The 16818-nt window shown below is 41.0% G+C and carries 19 protein-coding genes and 1 other annotated feature; all 19 genes read right to left on the minus strand.

Translation table 11 applies throughout. The features are described from left to right. Window positions 1–78: 78 nt before the first annotated feature. Complete coding sequence (locus LF817_RS03210; protein WP_253934330.1) at window positions 79–888, minus strand: pyruvate, water dikinase regulatory protein; 810 nt, start codon at window positions 886–888, stop codon at window positions 79–81. A gap of 34 nt (window positions 889–922) precedes the next feature. Further along, the gene (ccpN, locus tag LF817_RS03215; protein WP_253934331.1) at window positions 923–1552 is read right to left on the minus strand and encodes a transcriptional regulator CcpN; all 630 of its coding nucleotides are present in this window, start codon (window positions 1550–1552) and stop codon (window positions 923–925) included. A gap of 81 nt (window positions 1553–1633) precedes the next feature. Beyond that, the gene (gene glyS, locus LF817_RS03220; protein ID WP_253934332.1) at window positions 1634–3718 is read right to left on the minus strand and encodes a glycine--tRNA ligase subunit beta; all 2085 of its coding nucleotides are present in this window, start codon (window positions 3716–3718) and stop codon (window positions 1634–1636) included. Further along, complete coding sequence (glyQ, locus tag LF817_RS03225) at window positions 3711–4598, minus strand: glycine--tRNA ligase subunit alpha (protein ID WP_253934333.1); 888 nt, start codon at window positions 4596–4598, stop codon at window positions 3711–3713. The genes glyS and glyQ overlap by 8 nt, the downstream gene beginning before the upstream one ends. 55 nt (window positions 4599–4653) lie before the next feature. Beyond that, window positions 4654–4826: a binding site (T-box leader), on the minus strand. Window positions 4827–4866: 40 nt separating this feature from the next. Then, window positions 4867–5619, minus strand: coding sequence for a DNA repair protein RecO (gene recO / locus LF817_RS03230; RefSeq protein ID WP_253934334.1), 753 nt, complete (start codon window positions 5617–5619; stop codon window positions 4867–4869). Window positions 5620–5648: 29 nt separating this feature from the next. Next, window positions 5649–5810, minus strand: a complete 162-nt coding sequence (locus tag LF817_RS03235; protein ID WP_256558173.1) for a YqzL family protein — start codon at window positions 5808–5810, stop codon at window positions 5649–5651. Window positions 5811–5873: 63 nt separating this feature from the next. Next, on the minus strand, window positions 5874–6779 hold the full coding sequence (gene era, locus LF817_RS03240; protein ID WP_253934335.1) for a GTPase Era: 906 nt from the start codon (window positions 6777–6779) through the stop codon (window positions 5874–5876). A 29-nt stretch (window positions 6780–6808) separates the two neighbouring features. After that, complete coding sequence (locus tag LF817_RS03245) at window positions 6809–7183, minus strand: diacylglycerol kinase family protein (protein ID WP_253934336.1); 375 nt, start codon at window positions 7181–7183, stop codon at window positions 6809–6811. Continuing rightward, the gene (ybeY, locus tag LF817_RS03250; protein ID WP_253934554.1) at window positions 7158–7622 is read right to left on the minus strand and encodes an rRNA maturation RNase YbeY; all 465 of its coding nucleotides are present in this window, start codon (window positions 7620–7622) and stop codon (window positions 7158–7160) included. Before ybeY ends, LF817_RS03245 begins: the two co-directional genes overlap by 26 nt. A gap of 2 nt (window positions 7623–7624) precedes the next feature. Further along, a complete protein-coding gene (locus LF817_RS03255; RefSeq protein WP_253934337.1) occupies window positions 7625–9745 on the minus strand; it encodes an HD family phosphohydrolase in 2121 nt (706 codons plus the stop codon). 71 nt (window positions 9746–9816) lie between these two features. Then, window positions 9817–10776 (minus strand): PhoH family protein, encoded by a 960-nt coding sequence (locus tag LF817_RS03260; RefSeq protein WP_253934338.1) that lies wholly within the window; start codon window positions 10774–10776, stop codon window positions 9817–9819. Between the two features lie 2 nt (window positions 10777–10778). After that, the gene (yqfD, locus tag LF817_RS03265; RefSeq protein WP_253934339.1) at window positions 10779–11960 is read right to left on the minus strand and encodes a sporulation protein YqfD; all 1182 of its coding nucleotides are present in this window, start codon (window positions 11958–11960) and stop codon (window positions 10779–10781) included. Beyond that, a complete protein-coding gene (gene yqfC, locus LF817_RS03270; RefSeq protein ID WP_253934340.1) occupies window positions 11960–12259 on the minus strand; it encodes a sporulation protein YqfC in 300 nt (99 codons plus the stop codon). Before yqfC ends, yqfD begins: the two co-directional genes overlap by 1 nt. A 69-nt stretch (window positions 12260–12328) precedes the next feature. After that, window positions 12329–12832 carry a hypothetical protein gene (locus LF817_RS03275; protein ID WP_253934341.1) on the minus strand — a complete coding sequence of 168 codons (504 nt, stop codon included), beginning with the start codon at window positions 12830–12832 and terminating at the stop codon, window positions 12329–12331. A gap of 30 nt (window positions 12833–12862) precedes the next feature. Continuing rightward, window positions 12863–13852, minus strand: a complete 990-nt coding sequence (floA, locus tag LF817_RS03280; protein ID WP_253934342.1) for a flotillin-like protein FloA — start codon at window positions 13850–13852, stop codon at window positions 12863–12865. 4 nt (window positions 13853–13856) lie between these two features. Beyond that, window positions 13857–15167, minus strand: a complete 1311-nt coding sequence (locus LF817_RS03285) for an NfeD family protein (RefSeq protein WP_253934555.1) — start codon at window positions 15165–15167, stop codon at window positions 13857–13859. A gap of 155 nt (window positions 15168–15322) precedes the next feature. Then, window positions 15323–15769: a GatB/YqeY domain-containing protein gene (locus LF817_RS03290; RefSeq protein ID WP_253934343.1), complete on the minus strand. Its 447-nt coding sequence runs from the start codon at window positions 15767–15769 to the stop codon at window positions 15323–15325. 20 nt (window positions 15770–15789) lie between these two features. Continuing rightward, window positions 15790–15963, minus strand: coding sequence for a 30S ribosomal protein S21 (gene rpsU / locus LF817_RS03295; protein ID WP_079530318.1), 174 nt, complete (start codon window positions 15961–15963; stop codon window positions 15790–15792). A gap of 135 nt (window positions 15964–16098) precedes the next feature. Continuing rightward, window positions 16099–16770, minus strand: coding sequence for a deoxyribose-phosphate aldolase (deoC, locus tag LF817_RS03300; protein WP_253934344.1), 672 nt, complete (start codon window positions 16768–16770; stop codon window positions 16099–16101). Window positions 16771–16818 lie beyond the last annotated feature (48 nt).

Genomic DNA, 16818 nt, shown 5'->3' on the forward strand with positions numbered 1-16818 from the left:
TTATAAAATCTATAGTTTTTTTGTTTTTTTTCATGAAAAATCGCGCTTTTATGTAAAAAAGCACGATTTTTTCTTAATTCACGATGAGTACTCCCGTAATTTACTCATGATGACGTTAGCAGTTTCTTCGACTGCTTTATGGGAAACATCTATCACATGACAGCCGATTTGATCAACGATACGATCAAAATGTTCGATTTCCTGCTGAATGCGATCCATGTTAGCGTAACTCGCTTCAGCACCGAGTCCTAAAGATTTCAAACGTTCTTTACGTATATCGTTCAGCTTTTGTGGACTGATTTTTAATCCGATACACTTCTTCGGATCTACTTTGAATAATTCTTCAGGAGGCTCAACTTCCGGAACGATAGGTACGTTCGCTACTTTTAATCTCTTATGAGCTAAATATTGTGAAAGTGGAGTTTTGGAAGTCCTCGAAACACCAATGAGCACGATATCCGCTTTTCCGATCCCACGGGCGTCTCGTCCATCATCATATTTCACAGCAAATTCGATTGCTTCGACTCTTTTGAAATAATCCTCATCCAGTTTATGAACCAAACCTGGCTCTAAGCGAGGTTCAGTCTTAAAAAATCTTTGCATCGCATCCATCATTGGGCCCATGATATCTATACATTCCAAATCATATTCCTTCGCTTTGTTCAATAGGTGGGTTCTGAACTCAGGAACTACCAGCGTAAAGCCGATCATAGCATTATATTCTTTCGCCTGAGCGACTGTCTCATTAATTGTGCCTTTATCCTCTACGTAAGGGATTCTTTGCACATCGAATGGTCCATCATCAAATTGGCTTAATGCTGCTTTTACTACTAGTTCTGCTGTTTCTCCTACTGAATCTGAAAGAATGAAAATTAATGGTTTACTCACAGCTTTTCCCTCTCCTTCTGCAAAGACGTACGATTTATAAATGCTGATCTCTTGCAAGCTCAACTAATGCTTTCGTTACGCTCGTCTTCGTCAGTCTGCCTATGACTTCCAGTCCGCGATCTACAGGCTTCACTACCGGAAGGCCGTCTATTTGTTTCTCGATCAGCTTTTGTGCCGCATCTAATAAGAGATCGTCTTTTTCACAAATAGAAATATTGGGCATCCTTGTCATGATAATATGAACCGGAACTGAAGTTAAGTCATGATTTCCAATACTTGCACGCAATAAATCTTTTCTAGAAAGAACTCCAACAAGCAGTGCTTGATCATTTATGACGAAAAGAGTTCCGACATCTTCTAAAAACATCGTGCAAATTGCATCATATGCGGAAACATCCTCTTCTACAACGACGGGAAGAGCCTGGTATTCATGGACTTTGAACTTTTTTAGTTTCTCCGTCAAAAGTTCAGAACCTGTTTTCCCTGTAAAAAAATACCCAACACGAGGTCTTGCATCTAAATAACCAGCCATAGTTAAAATCGCTAAATCCGGCCGCAAAGTCGCTCTGGTCAAACTTAAGTTTTCAGCAATATTTTCTCCTGTAATCGGTCCATTGTCTTTGACGATTTGTATGATTTGCTCTTGTCTGCTGGAAAGTTCCATTCTTTCACCGCCCTAATCACCAACTGTGACATACTATTTAATTATTATAGCTCATTTATTCTGATGGGTAAAAGAGTTCACTTAATATTGTTGTTTCCACTGCACAGCGTTTAAATCAGCAAAGTCTAAAATGTCAGACGCAATTTGTTTCAATAGAGCTAACCTGTTGGAACGCAGCTGCTCATCCTCTGCCATTACCATTGTCTGATCGAAGAACGAGTGGATAGGATCAGATAGCTGCGCGAGAAGATTCAAGGCACTTTCCGGGCTTTGTTCCTTTAAAGCCTGCTGGTAATTCTCGTGAATATCCCGATGAAGTTCGTAAAGTGCAGCTTCACTTTTATTTTCAAACAAAGCCGGGTCTATGGCTGCAGCTTCTGTTTTTTTAGCCAGGTTGAGCACTCGGCCAAGCGCTTCATGTACAGATTTGAATTGATTATCATTACGCTTTTCCATCAAAATGAGTGCTTTGGCAGATGTTTGGGAATATACTTGGATCCCTTGAGCGAGTACTGATTGAATGACATCGGGAGCCATCCCCTCGTCTTTCAATAAGTAACTAGCTCTAGTACGGAAGAAGTCATGGACCTCCTGAACAACATCCTCTTTTTTTCTAGTAGGCAAGTTCTTTGTGAAGTAGAAATCGATCACTTCATCCAGTAAATCTTCTACGCACAGCGACCAGTTTCTATCTTTAAGAATTTGTATAATGCCTAATGCCTGACGTCTTAATCCATAAGGATCCTGTGAACCAGTCGGAGTATGTCCGATAGCGATAGAGCCGACGATAGTATCAAGCTTATCGGCAATGCTGACCACGGCACCAACTGTTGATTCAGGAAGTTGACCGTTTGCTTGACGCGGCATATAATGCTCATTTATTGCTGCCGCCACTTCCTCATCCTCTCCATAAATACGAGCGTATTTCTCACCCATGATGCCCTGGAGTTCAGAGAATTCATCCACCATATGAGTAACCAGGTCAAACTTACTTATTTCCGCAGCACGTACTGCTTGCTTTTCTACTCGTTCCCCGAGACCCAATTTCCGGCTGATTGACTCAGTAAACTGCTTCACCCTTGACACTTTATCTGCCAAAGTTCCGAGTTCCACTTGATAGACCATGCGCTCCAGCTTTTTAAGCTTTTCATCTATAGATCCTTTTTGATCTTCAAAGTAGAAAAATTGAGCATCTGCCAAACGGGCCTTTAAAACCTTCTCATTTCCTCGGGCGACAGTTTCGAGGTGTTTGTCATTTCCATTTCTGACGGCAACAAAGAAAGGTTGCAGTACGCCTTCAGTAGATCGTACGGGAAAGTACCTCTGATGTTCTTTCATTGAAGTAATTAGTGCTTCTTCAGGAACTTCAAGAAATTCACTGCTGAATTCGCCGCTGAAAACAGTCGGATACTCTACTAGATGAGTAATTTCATTCAACAATTGGTCATCTTTTACAATCTCCCAATTTCTTGTTTGCTCTAAGTGACTCAGCTGTTGTTCTATCATTGTTTTTCGTTTGTTTTTATCAGCTATAACTTGTTCATTCTTCAACACTTGTTCGTATTGATCCGCATGTTTAATATCAGCTTTAGAGCCAAGGAAACGATGTCCGTAGGTGTACGCGTCCGTAGATACATTCTCAATTGCAAAGGGAATGACCTGATCATTGAATAGCGCAGCAATCCAGCGGATAGGACGAGCATACTTTAAATTAAAGCTTCCCCACCTCATGTTTTTTGGAAAGTTTAAACTTAGCAGAACTGCTTTGAAATCAGCTAGCAGATCAACAGTGGACTGACCGGGAGTGAATTTTTTCACGTGGACATATTCTACTCCTTTGATCTCTTTAAAATAAATTTCATCTACAGATTGCCCTTGACCTTTAGAAAAACCTATCGCAGCTTTCGACCATTCTCCATTCTCGTCTAAAGCGATTTTCTTAGCAGGTCCTTTAGCTTCTTCCTCAAGGTCAGGCTGTTTATCTGCAACGCCGAAGATTTGAACGGCCAGACGCCGAGGAGTAGAGTAGCTTTTAACCGATTCGTAAGGAATCCTTCGATCGTTCAGCCAGGCCTCTGTACTTTTCGTTAACTGTTCGATAGCATCATCAATGAACCTTGCAGGCAATTCTTCTAATCCTAGTTCAAATAAAACCGTATTACTCATAGGACGACTCTCCTTCCTTCAACATTGGGAACCCTAATCTTTCCCTTTCATCCACATACGCTTTGGAAATAGAACGGGCCAGGTTCCTGACTCTCCCGATATAACCGGTTCTTTCAGTAACCGAGATGACTCCTTTAGCGTCCAATAAATTAAATGTGTGGGAACACTTAAGTACATAATCGTATGCAGGAAATACTAATCCTTTTTCCATGATGCGCTTCGCTTCTTGTTCATAGGTAGAAAATAAATCAAATAACATTTGATCATCTGATTCTTCAAATGTATAAACGGAATGTTCATATTCAGGCTGAGTAAAGATATCTCCTACTGTTACGCCGTCCGTCCATTCAAGCTCAAACACATTTTCCTTATCTTGGATATAGGAAGCCAAACGCTCCAAACCATAAGTGATTTCTGCTGCTACCGGACGAGCTTCAAGTCCTCCGATTTGCTGGAAATAAGTAAATTGAGTGATTTCCATACCATCCAACCATACTTCCCAGCCTAATCCCGCCGCACCAAGCGTAGGATTTTCCCAATTATCTTCAACAAAACGAATATCGTGTTTTTCAGCGTCAATTCCCAGTTTTTCGAGTGATTTCAAATACAGATCTTGAATATTGTCTGGAGATGGTTTCATAATCACCTGGAATTGGTGGTGCTGGTAAAGACGATTAGGATTCTGACCATAACGTCCATCAGCAGGTCTTCTGGAAGGTTCTACGTAAGCGACGTTCCACGGTTCAGGACCCAGGCTTCTTAATAAGGTCATCGGCGACATAGTGCCGGCCCCTTTTTCTACGTCATAGGCCTGCATTAGCAAACAGCCTTCATCGGACCAATGCTTCTGCAAGGTTAAAATCATTTCTTGAATGTTCATGTTCTACCTCCTAATTAGTAAGCATAAAGAAACCCCGTCTCTATGCCATCATTGACATAGGGACGGGGTTTACCGCGGTTCCACCCTATTTGCTTCCTCTAAAAGAAGCCACTTTGAACGTTCTTTGCTCCGGAATGCCTTCATCGAATTTTTGTTACTCGATTTCCACCATCACGAGTTCTCTATAAACAAAAAAGATCGATTACTACTTTCCATCTACACAATCTTTTATTAGTAAATAGAATCATACTGAATCATCATTCTTTTGTCAATCATTATCGTTAAATAGATCAAGTTGCTTAAGAAATTTTTTTGATTTAAGGAAGTATCCGCCAAAACGATCGTAATATTCGTCCATTATTAAACGGAGCTTCTGTTTGTTTTCATTTTTCATTGAGATTTGCCCTAGCCTTTTAACATCCATATGTAAAAATAAGCGCAGCAGCCTTGCTAATGTATCAGACAAACCATAAGCGTAAGGATCCTTGTGTTTACAACGGAAGCATAAATATCCTCCTTCAACTACTGAAAATGAGAAGGGCCCCTCTTCATTTCCACAATTGACACAGCTGTCAACTTTAGGGGCGAATCCCGCTTTCCGATATAATTTCAACTCATACATCATAGCTAAGATTTCACAGTCTTTCCCTTCAGCCATCCACGTATAAGTTTGCAGCAGCTGCTCATAAATAAAAGGATCAGGCTGTTTTTCATCGATCAGTTTGTCCGTCAATTCTGCTAGATAGGAGGCATAGGCTGTCTTGACAATATCTTCTCTGATCGAACGCAGGGAAGTCAGCATTTCTCCTTGACTCATCGAACCTAAGCCCGAGCCTATTTGGATTAGGAACTGGGCATGGATAAATGGTTGAGTAATCGAGGCCATTCGGCTTTTTGGTTTCTTGGCACCTCTTGCCATGACCCCGATCTTTCCTTTTTCCCTTGTGAGTATAGTAACAATTTTGTGTGTTTCTCCATAATCTCTCGTTCGTATGACGATACCTTCGATTTTTTCTAACAAAGCATTCACCTGCTCATGGTTTTTACTTCTTAGGAATCTCGCTGTTGTTCCGACGCAGATGACGTTTCTTCAACAGGCTGCGGGCTGTCTTCTAATTCCTTCATTAATAAATAGGTTTCTATGTTTCCTGTCCGTCTAAACAAATTCCAGGATAGGTCTAGCACAAGAAACACCGCCTTTCTTAATATCAAATGGAATGACATCCTTAGGTTGCTTCATCTACGCCAAACGATAAGGCTTAAAATTTACCAATCTTAGTATTCATCTTCCTTATAACCAAAATCACTTAGCTGGATTTGCTTATTTCTCCAATCCTTCTGTACCTTGACCCACAATTCTAAATAAACTTTACTTCCAAGAAGCAGTTCTATATCTTTTCTGGCTCTCTGCCCCACTTCTTTCAACATGCTTCCTTGCTTACCGATAATGATTCCTTTTTGTGAGTTACGCTCCACGATGATGACAGCCTGAATGAAAACGGCGTTTGAATCGTCCCTTTTCTTCATAGTTTCAATAACTACAGCAATAGAGTGAGGAATTTCTTCACGAGTCAACTGCAGAACCTTTTCACGGATGAATTCACTTACAATGAACCGTTCAGGATGATCTGTGATTTGATCCTCGGGATAAAATTGAGGACCTTCCGGCAAATGGCTTTTTAATACACCAAGCAAGTGATCGACATTGTTCCCTTCTAATGCTGAAATAGGAACGATCTCTTCAAAATCTAACTTTGACCTATATTCTTCAATCAAAGGCAATAGCTGATCAGGATGGACTTTGTCAATTTTATTTACGATCAAAAAAACGGGCTGGTTGATTTTTTGTAAACGATCGAGTATGAATTGGTCGCCGCGTCCATATCCTTCTTCCGCATTGATCATAAACATAATGGCATCGACTTCGTTCAGCGTATTCTCTGCCACGTTGACCATATAATCGCCTAATTTATGTTTCGGCTTGTGGATGCCTGGTGTATCAATAAATATCATTTGAGCGTCTTTTTCTGTAAGGACACCTGAGATTTTATTTCTAGTGGTCTGAGGTTTATCACTCATAATGGCGATTTTTTCACCAATTACCCGGTTCATAAAAGTTGATTTTCCTACATTCGGGCGGCCTATTATAGCTACAAACCCGGATTTAAACGTTTCTTCCATATGCCTATTGCCTCCATTAATCCTTTTGTTTAAAACATGATGTCCATCAATTTAGGTAAGAAAATGATACATCCTATGATGATTGAACTTATTGCTGCGACCAACACAGCTCCAGCTGCTATATCTTTAATTTCTCCTACGGAAGCGTGCCATTCAGGAGCCAGGTAATCCATGACCCTCTCGATGGAGGAGTTTATCATTTCTAATGAAATCACTAGCGCAATTATACCGAAAAGCACCGCCCATTCCATTAATGAAACGTCAAGAAATGCAGCGAAAAAGATAACAACGACACTTATTATCAAGTGGATTTTAAGGTTCCTTTCCTTACGAAACACTTGCTGTATTCCACGAAGTGCGTGTCTTAATCCAATCAGCTTACGACCTTTGTAATCCATACTCATGTAAAATTTCCTCTTGACGAGCGAACATCTTTTTCTCATCTTCTTCAGTTTTATGGTCGTAACCAAGCAAGTGAAGAAAACCGTGTAACGCTAAAAAGCCGAACTCACGCTCTAAAGAATGGTCATACTCTTTCGCCTGCTCATTAGCCTTGTCTACAGAGATGACAATATCGCCTAAGAGAACAGGAAGATCTTCATTTTGGACCTCTACCTCACCATCTCCCAGTTCCTGCATAGGGAATGAAATGACATCCGTAGGCGAATCAATTTGACGGTAATTACGGTTCAATTCCTGTATCTCTTTATTGTCCACAAAGGAAATAGAAATCTCCGATTCCGCCACCTCTTCTTTTTTAGCTGAAAATTGGATGATACGTTCCACTAAGTCAATGAACGCTTCATCCACCGAATTTGTAGCGTCATGAAAGTCAATCTGAATCATTATTTTGCCTCCTTTACAAGATTGTTCTGATTGGGATATTGAATTCGCGAATGGAAAATCCCTTGAAGTGTTTCACAAATTGCTAATTCCAGTTTGTTCAATTCTTTAAAAGTTAGATTACAATCAACCAATTGCCCATCTAATATACGATCTTCTATAATAGCATGCACAATTGAATCAATCTTCTCCTGGGTAGGCTGATCGAGTGAACGTACAGCCGCTTCTACTGAGTCACAGATACAAACAATAGCCGCTTCTTTCGTTTGAGGCTTAGGCCCTGGATATCTGAACATACTTTCATTTACAGAGGACTCTTTCTCTTTAGCCTTGTAATAAAAATATTTCAATAGTGTAGTTCCATGATGCTGCTTAGCAATATCAATTATTTCTTTAGGGAGTTTCTCCTTCTCAAGAAGCTTTGCACCATCATAAGGATGACTGATGATGATAGCTGCACTTTGTTCAGGTTTAATATAATCGTGCGGGTTCTTCATCCCCATTTGGTTTTCGATAAAATAGTGAGGTCGCATTGTCTTCCCTAAATCGTGATAATAAGCGGCTACTCTTGCTAAAAGCCCTCTAGCACCAATTGATTCACAGGCCGCTTCGCTCAAATTAGCTACCATAACGCTGTGGTGATAAGTACCAGGGGTCTCCATCAAAATTTTCCTTAACAACCTATGATTAGGATTTGCCAGCGCGATAAGCTTACTATCCGATAGAATATCAAACGTCGACTCGATAATCGGAAGTAAGCCAAACGTCAGAATAACTGATAATACAGCGCTAATCAAGCCATATCCTGCGAACAGCCCCCAATCGAACCAGCTGTATTTTTCAAAGGAAAGGAATACAGTAAAGCTGATCGTCATACAATTAACTAAGGCAATACCTACGCCTGTCTTTGCGATGAACAAGCGATCACTAGTATTCCATAAAAAGATTATACCCGCGAGCTGAGACAGTAACACGTATATTCCCATATGGGCGTTCAGCGCTCCGGGAACTTCCCCATTGAATAATACGACAGCCATAAGAGAAAAAATCACGCTCATAAAAACGGCAAAACGCTCATTACATAACAGCTTGATCAATATGGCGCCCATCGCCGCAGGCATTAAATAATACAGAAAATCATTGGAAAAATCAAAGACACTGAACCCTTTCATCAAGCTCATTGAAATGGCTGATACGAGGACAACGACAGAAATATGCCGATACGTTAACCCCTCTTCAATGATCATTTTCCTGAAATGATAAAGAATAGCGGCTCCAAGTAGTAAAGAAAACAACGTCAATCCCAGGTAAGGCATTACATTTCTTTCTTGGTTCAAAAGGCCTGTAATCTCAAGTTCGTCATAAATGTCATTCGTAATCGTCGCACCTTCTGTAACGATCACTTCACCTGCTTGAATCATGGCGGGCTGAACTTGGGCGGCCGCCTCTTTTCTTGCTTCGTCTGTTGCCTGAGGGTCAAACATCGCATTTTCTACTAGTGCAAAGCTGCCCAATTCGGATGATTCATCTTTTAAATCTTCTGGAATGGAAGAATATCTGATTTTCAACTTCAGTGTATCTACTGTACCTTCTAAATCAGTCGTTCTGATACCTTCGTTGAAATAGGATTCAGCAGAGGATATTAACAATTCTTTTGTTTCGTTAAGGTCGTTTTCAGAGGCATTCAAAAACGGACGAAAAATTTCCATTGGCAGCTCGTCTGTTATGGCTGATGACAATAATGAATTAAGCTGATTCAATTTCTCTTCTGTAGAAAGCCTTCCTGACTCAGATTGGTTCACTTCACCTACCGCTTCAAATACTTCCTCGATATATGCCAGCCTTTCTTCAGCTACTTCCATAGAAAGCTGATATCGATCTTCTACGTCAAGCGTTGCTTCTCTTACCCGTTGTTCTGTTTTTCTTTCATTTTCAATTGTAACTGGTGACCGGATCGTTTCATGAGCAACGCTGAATTTTTCAAGATTGTAGGTTTCTGTATGTACATTTGAAAAACTCAAAAGGAGAAAAAAGAGGGCAAGCAGAAAGGATGGAATACTTAATCTCAACCAGGAATTTTTACCATTAAATAAGTGTTTAATCATTTGTCTTACACCTTTCAATACATCCTCACCCCCTTACATATAATTCCAAATAATCATAATAATAAAGGCCCTCCTGCGGGCCTTTATTATTATGGATTTTGCTCATAAGCATCAATAACACGCTGGACGAGTGGGTGACGAACTACATCAGTCTGGTCAAGGTGGATGAAAGCAGATCCCTTCACATGATTAAGTTTTTGTTCAGCAACTTTTAAGCCTGAAGTCATTCCTTTAGGAAGATCAACTTGAGTAATGTCGCCTGTTATGATCATCTTTGAACCAAAACCTAGTCGAGTTAAAAACATCTTCATTTGTTCTGGAGTGGTATTTTGCGCTTCATCCAGTATAGCAAATGCATCGTCCAGTGTCCGGCCTCTCATATAAGCCAGAGGAGCAATTTCTATTGTTCCCCTGTCAATTAGCCGAGTGGTATGCTCTGCACCGAAAACATCGTGTAAAGAGTCATATAGTGGTCTTAAATAAGGATCCACTTTTTCCTTAAGATCACCAGGAAGGAATCCAAGGCTTTCACCAGCTTCGACAGCCGGACGAGTAAGAATTATTTTTTTCACTTCTCCGTTTTTCAAAGCATTGACTGCCATAATAACCGCAAGGTATGTTTTTCCAGTTCCTGCGGGCCCTATTCCAAATACAAGATCGTGATTTTTAATCGCAGATACGTATTTTCTTTGTCCTAAGGTTTTTACTCGCACTGATTTACCTTTGGCATTTCTCGTAATTTCATCTTCGAACAGTGCTTCGAATTGATTCATCTTACCATTTTTAGCCAATTCAACGGCGTATACGACATCTCTTTCAGTAATAGACAATCCTTTTCTAATGATTTCGAGTACGGAAAGCAGCACGTCTTCCACAAGCTGAACGTGCTCAGCCTGTCCCGAAACATTGACGTGTTCCCCTCGTGAAATGATCGTTACTTTCAACTGCTCTTCTATTCGTTTTAAGTGACGGTCTTCTGTGCCAAACAACGATAGTGCTTCAGTCGGATTATTTAATTGTATATCGATTGTTTTCAATTCTCCTTGCATACTCAATCTCCTTGGGAAACATACTTGGTTTCAGCTATATTTTCTTCAACTTTAAATAATAGGATTAATTTTACTTTACCACGGTCCACACCCTGGTGCAAAATTTTTTCATCTAATATTTCTGCGTCTTCATTTAAATTGACAAGTAAGGAATTCCGCCCGTTTTTCAAAGCTTCTTTGACCGATTGCTCCTTTGAAGGTTGTTGTGCTGAAAACTCATTTTCATACGTAGTATTATGACCAATACGAACAGGAAGTTCCCAACCGAACAACTCAAAAGTCTGCTCATATCTTTCCTCACGATCCTCCTCGTCATTCTTTCGCCAAAAGCCCCAAACTGGTATCGAAACTTTACCAATTGCAATCGAATAAACTGTGCTGGAATTTCCGTCCGTCAGGGTTTGCTCTATTTGTTCAGGCTGGTCTATCTCTACTCGGTACCATGTCTCTGCAAGAACCTCTCCAACTGCTTCTACATATTTCCCGCTATCTTCTTTCAACTCACCGGTTGCCAGCATTTTACCTTTTTTAACTACATCGTTAACTTCTACTAATGGTCTTCCTTTAGAAATAAACATTTTAGTAATCATGCCTTTTTTTGAGGCAACAATATTTGAAGGTCTAGGTGCCTCGGGTTCATCATAGTTGGTTTGCTTTACTCCATACAATTGATAGCTTGTCCCTTGCTTTTTCACCCCTACCCATAGAAGATCGGGTATGTCTTCTAATAATAACCTTTGAACTTCTCTAGGCTGCTTCATCGAAATACTGAGTGAGCCGGGTTTGATTCCGTATGAATCTAACTGACTTTTAACTGCGGCCTCCAGCTCAGGTTCCAAACCTTCAACTTTGATCGACCATAACGTGTTAGCCAGTAAAAATACTGCAAGACAGCTGCAAACGATCGCGAGCCATAAAGCTTTTTTCTTTTTTTGTGCGTTGTAAAAAAAGGGAAGGCCTTCCGTTGATACAAACTGTATACGGCATCTATGACGTTTGCGATATTTTTTAAAAGTAGGCCAGTCCTGCACTCGGATAGTCATAAGTACAGTGGAATCATCAAGGTGTTTAATTTGAGAAAGCACACATCCCTCACTTACACAAGCTTGCATAAATGACTCGATGCTCCCCCCTTTCACTTTGATCGTTATCCGTCCTTGAAAGACAGGCAGGTTCTTTGACATCAGTCACCCCCTCCTTTAGATTCATCAATGAAATCAATGGATAATAATTTCCCTTCCAGTAATAGCTCCTCTTTCAGCATCATTTTAATTCTTAAATCCTTACCTTTGATGGATAATTCACCTCTTCGATGAGATATTCTTATCTCGTGATCGGAAAAATGAAGAAGCCCTGTACAATTTTCTATGTAAGCATGGATAGAGCCGATGGTTGTAATCCTTGGAAGATCAAGCATTACATCAGCTGGCAGGTCAAAATACTGACTCACCCAATTGCGCAGTTGATTTTGCCATTTTGACATGCAGCTCCCCCCTTACCTTATACATACGAAAAACGCACGGATTGTATTCACTACAATCCGTGCGTTTCATTATCTTTTTCTTGGATGAGAGCTATGAGGCTTGTAAGCTCTGGGCTGACCCAGAATTTCTGCCATTATTATGCCTTCAGCTAACTTGTTTCTACTCCACCTGGATGAATACTTCAAATTCGGTTTTTTTGTCTCTTTACCTTTCTCAATATAAACTTCTAAGTTATCACCGTCTAAAGTTCTTTGATCGAAGGACAAAGATTGTCGGTTGCGATCATTTTGATAATCAGCAGCCTCTTCCAACCTCTTTTGTTTTTCTTCATAGTAGCTTTCGACCCGGCCTTTAGATTCCTTCACGGCATCCTCAACTTGCGTCCGTGTTTCCTTTTGGGCGCTTCTCTCAGCTGGACCTGAAGGTGTCATCGTCGGCCTCGGCTGCTTAGGTGCCCGTTTCTTCTGATTCTCATCCTCTTTACTCATACCTGAGAACCAGCTAATCAGTCCTCCGATGATTGCAGCGACAATTAAAATATTGCTCGTAATCATCTCAATTAGATCAGTCATATCCATGCTCCTTTTATGAGGGTAGGAAAATTATTGATCATCCTTATCCTTGTCCTCGGACATATCACCAAGTGTCTGCCTCATATCTGTATCAGCATTGATGTTTTGATAATTCATGTAGTCCATAACACCCATTTTCCCTGAACGAAGAGCCTCAGCAAGAGCTTGTGGCACTTCTGCTTCAGCTTCCACAACTTTAGCTTGCATTTCCTGAACACGTGCACGCATTTCCTGCTCTTGAGCAATTGCCATAGCACGACGCTCTTCAGCTTTCGCTTGGGCGATATTTTTATCTGCCTCTGCCTGGTCAGTCTGTAAAATCGCACCGATGTTTTTACCGATGTCGATGTCGGCAATATCAATCGAAAGAATTTCAAAAGCCGTACCTGCATCCAGCCCTTTTCCTAACACGTTTTGGGAGATCATGTCTGGATTTTCCAAAACTTTGCTATGATTTTGACTGGAACCGATTGTTGATACGATCCCTTCGCCAACACGAGCGATAACCGTTTCTTCACCCGCACCACCGACGAGTCGGTCAATATTGGCACGTACAGTAATTCTTGCTTTAGCCTTAACTTCGATCCCATCCATAGCAACACCTGCGATGAAAGGAGTTTCAATAACTTTAGGATTTACACTCATTTGAACCGCTTCTAGAACGTCACGTCCTGCTAAATCAATTGCCGCAGCTCTTTCAAAACTCAATTCAATATTCGCTCGCTGTGCAGCAATTAAAGCATTGACGACTCTGTCGACGTTCCCTCCAGCTAAGTAATGGCTTTCCAGCTGGTTGGTGTCTACATTGACACCCGCTTTGTGGGCTTTGATCAATGGATTGATGACTCGTGATGGGATTACCCTTCTCAATCTCATTCCGATTAGTGTAAGGATGCTGATTTTCACTCCAGCCGCTAACGCGCTAATCCATAGCATGACCGGAATAAACGTGAATAGTACAGCAACTACGATGATGATAATACCAATAATAATAATAGGCATCAGTTCTTGAATTGTCATTAAATTATTCCTCCTCTAAATTTTTTAACAAGCGTACGACGATTCTGGATCCTTCTGTTTTCACAATCTTCACACGCTGATTTGCTCCAATGAAATTACCTTCTGTCACGACGTCAAGCCTTTCTTCGTCAAAGACGGCGGTACCTGCCGGCCTAAGTGGTGTAACAGTTTCTCCTACTAGACCTATCAGTTCTAAGCGGGTCACAGATGATACATAGCCTTTCTCGGATGAGGTGGAATCCCTGAGAATGACATGTTTGAAAAACCCTCGCTCCATTCCGATGGTTCTAAATAGAATGATGGAAACGACTATCGTTACTACTAAAGCAATTCCTATACTGAGAGCCATCTGTCCCATGTCAGCAGAAGACATCATCAAGGATGTAACGACAGCAACGACTCCAATTATACCTAAGAACCCACTCGTCACGAAGAACTCAGTTACAATCAGTCCTATTCCCAGTATGAGCAGAATGATGGCTTCATATCCAGCCAAACCGGCTACGATGTGTCCATAAAAGAACAGGACAAGTGAAACCACTCCCATAATTCCAGGGATTCCAAAGCCTGGCGAGTATAATTCAACAATCAGTCCTAAACTAGCGACAGATAATAGAATAGGGATGACCACAGGATCGGTGAGAAAACGAGCAAAATTTTCTGCAGGAGTAGGATTATTCTCCACAACTTCAGCACCAGAAAGCTCTAACTCGTTAAGGAGTTCTACTCTGTCCTGTATGACTCCTTCTGCATACCCTACTTCGACCGCTTCATTCGGACCCAGAGTCAAAAATTCACCTTCAGCAGCTCCATATTCAGGTAAGTCTACACTGCTATCAGCCATAGCGCGTGCATAGATCGGGTCTCTCCCATTGGACTCTGCAGCTGCTACCATAGAGGAAACCCACGCTGACTGTGCTTTTTTATCCGCCGCTGTACCATCAGAATTTATGACACCAGAAGCCCCGATCGTCGCTTGCTGTTTCATATAGATCTGATCAGCGTTCAAAGCAATGTACGACCCTGCCGAGTAGGCTTGGCTCGTAATATAAGCAGTATTCGGCACCTCAAGATCTTGAAGCAATTCTCCTATAGCGCCCGCAGCATCAACTCTGCCTCCCGGTGTATCGATTTCAAATATGATATGGTCCGCTCCATTTTCAATGGCTTCACTAGTTGTACGTTCTAAGAAGGCTGTCATCCCGCGTTCAACTGTACTCTCCACAGGAATGACATACACTTGCTTGCCTTCACCATCTGCACTAACTTTATGAGTTAATTGGAAAACGGACAAACCTGCCGCCACCAGCAACATGATACTAAGTACGGTTATTCGAAAAGTTTTCATAGATCCACCCCCCTCATTCTATCTTATCTGTTGAATACTAGTCTATACGTTTTTATGATTAAATAAGTTTCAAAAAAAATTAAAAAGGTCTCTCTTTTTTAAAAAAGAGAGACCTTTAACAATTATGATAATTGCTTTAATACGAGCTGATTCACCTTAGAACCGTCGGCTTTGCCTTTTACTTTAGGCATAACCGCGTTCATGACTTTTCCCATGTCGGCTTTAGATGATGCTCCTACTTCTTCAATGGTATTCTGAACAATCTGATCAAGTTCTTGCTCAGAAAGCTGCTCCGGCATATATGCTTGTAAAATCCCAATTTCTTGAATAAGTTCTTCTACAAGATCTTCGCGTCCAGCTTCTTTAAACTCGTGGAGGGAATCTTTTCTCTGCTTTACCTCGCGGGATAAAACAGTAAGTTCTTCTTCTTCAGAAAGTTCATCTTTACCTAGTTTAATCGCTTCGTTCTGCATCGAAGCTTTCACCATACGGATGACAGTCAGAGTTTTTTTCTCTCTGGCTTTCATCGCTGTTTTCATATCTTGGTTTAGACGTTCAGTAATTGACATCTATTAACACCCTCTTTAGATCACTTGCGCTTTCTAGCGGCCTCAGACTTTTTCTTGCGGCGAACGCTAGGCTTATCGTAATATTCACGCTTACGATATTCTGATAATGCACCGCTTTTCGATACATCGCGCTTGAAGCGACGAAGAGCATCTTCAAGTGACTCGTTTTTACGAACGCGAGTTGTTTTTGACATGCTATTTCCCTCCCTCCGAAGCAAAAAAACTGTTTCTCTAATGTATGAGAGAACTCCCATACCTTCGACAATTATATTATATTGGAGGAATATGGTCAACTTTTTTCGAAATAATAATCATTTATAATCAATTTATTAGTAGTCCGAGGTTCCCTTTCCTCCATGAACTATAGCAATGCCTGCGCTTGCCCCGATGCGAGTAGCGCCAGCCTCAATGACTGCTTTAGCACCTTCATAATCGCGCACCCCGCCCGAAGCCTTTACACCTAGGTCAGGGCCTACCGTTTTACGCATTAAACTGATATCTTCCACCGTAGCTCCTCCACCTGAGAAACCAGTGGAAGTCTTCACGAAATCTGCTCCGCCTGTTTTAGTCAATTCAGAAGCTGTAACTTTTTCCTCTTCTGATAGTAAGGAAGTTTCGATGATTACTTTGACTAAAGCTTTCCCTTCTGCTTCTTTCACGACGGCTTCAATATCTTTCTGTACGACATCTTTATTGCCGGACTTAAGTTCCCCGACATTGATCACCATATCTACTTCTTCAGCACCATTTTCTATAGCCTGGCGAGTTTCAAAGACTTTTGTTTCCGTCGTAGTTGCCCCTAACGGAAAACCGATGACTGTACAGACCTTTACATCCGTTCCTTCTAAAAGATCTTTACAATAGCTGACCCAATAAGGGTTCACACAAACGGACATGAAGTTATTGTCTCGGGCTTCTTTGCATATTTGCTCAATTTTTTCTTTTGTTGTATCGGGTTTCAATTGTGTATGATCAATCATCTTGGCTAGATTTTGCTCCATCATAATACTTCCCTTCCATTAGTTGTTCGTACATCTATTGTATCATAG

Origin of the sequence: Halobacillus sp. A1, from assembly GCF_024189295.1 — a bacterium.
Lineage (GTDB): Bacteria > Bacillota > Bacilli > Bacillales > Halobacillaceae > Halobacillus_A.

Coding starts and splice junctions, on each gene's coding strand:
- ccpN (WP_253934331.1), bottom strand. CDS start 1,552: ATGGAACTTTCCAGCAGACAAGAGCAAATCATACAAATCGTCAAAGAC.
- glyS (WP_253934332.1), bottom strand. CDS start 3,718: ATGAGTAATACGGTTTTATTTGAACTAGGATTAGAAGAATTGCCTGCA.
- glyQ (WP_253934333.1), bottom strand. CDS start 4,598: ATGAACATTCAAGAAATGATTTTAACCTTGCAGAAGCATTGGTCCGAT.
- era (WP_253934335.1), bottom strand. CDS start 6,779: ATGGAAGAAACGTTTAAATCCGGGTTTGTAGCTATAATAGGCCGCCCG.
- LF817_RS03245 (WP_253934336.1), bottom strand. CDS start 7,183: ATGAGTATGGATTACAAAGGTCGTAAGCTGATTGGATTAAGACACGCA.
- LF817_RS03260 (WP_253934338.1), bottom strand. CDS start 10,776: ATGCAAGGAGAATTGAAAACAATCGATATACAATTAAATAATCCGACT.
- yqfD (WP_253934339.1), bottom strand. CDS start 11,960: ATGTCAAAGAACCTGCCTGTCTTTCAAGGACGGATAACGATCAAAGTG.
- yqfC (WP_253934340.1), bottom strand. CDS start 12,259: ATGTCAAAATGGCAAAATCAACTGCGCAATTGGGTGAGTCAGTATTTT.
- LF817_RS03275 (WP_253934341.1), bottom strand. CDS start 12,832: ATGACTGATCTAATTGAGATGATTACGAGCAATATTTTAATTGTCGCT.
- floA (WP_253934342.1), bottom strand. CDS start 13,852: ATGACAATTCAAGAACTGATGCCTATTATTATTATTGGTATTATCATC.
- LF817_RS03285 (WP_253934555.1), bottom strand. CDS start 15,167: ATGTTGCTGGTGGCGGCAGGTTTGTCCGTTTTCCAATTAACTCATAAA.
- LF817_RS03290 (WP_253934343.1), bottom strand. CDS start 15,769: ATGTCAATTACTGAACGTCTAAACCAAGATATGAAAACAGCGATGAAA.
- rpsU (WP_079530318.1), bottom strand. CDS start 15,963: ATGTCAAAAACAACTCGCGTTCGTAAAAACGAGTCACTTGAAGATGCT.
- deoC (WP_253934344.1), bottom strand. CDS start 16,770: ATGGAGCAAAATCTAGCCAAGATGATTGATCATACACAATTGAAACCC.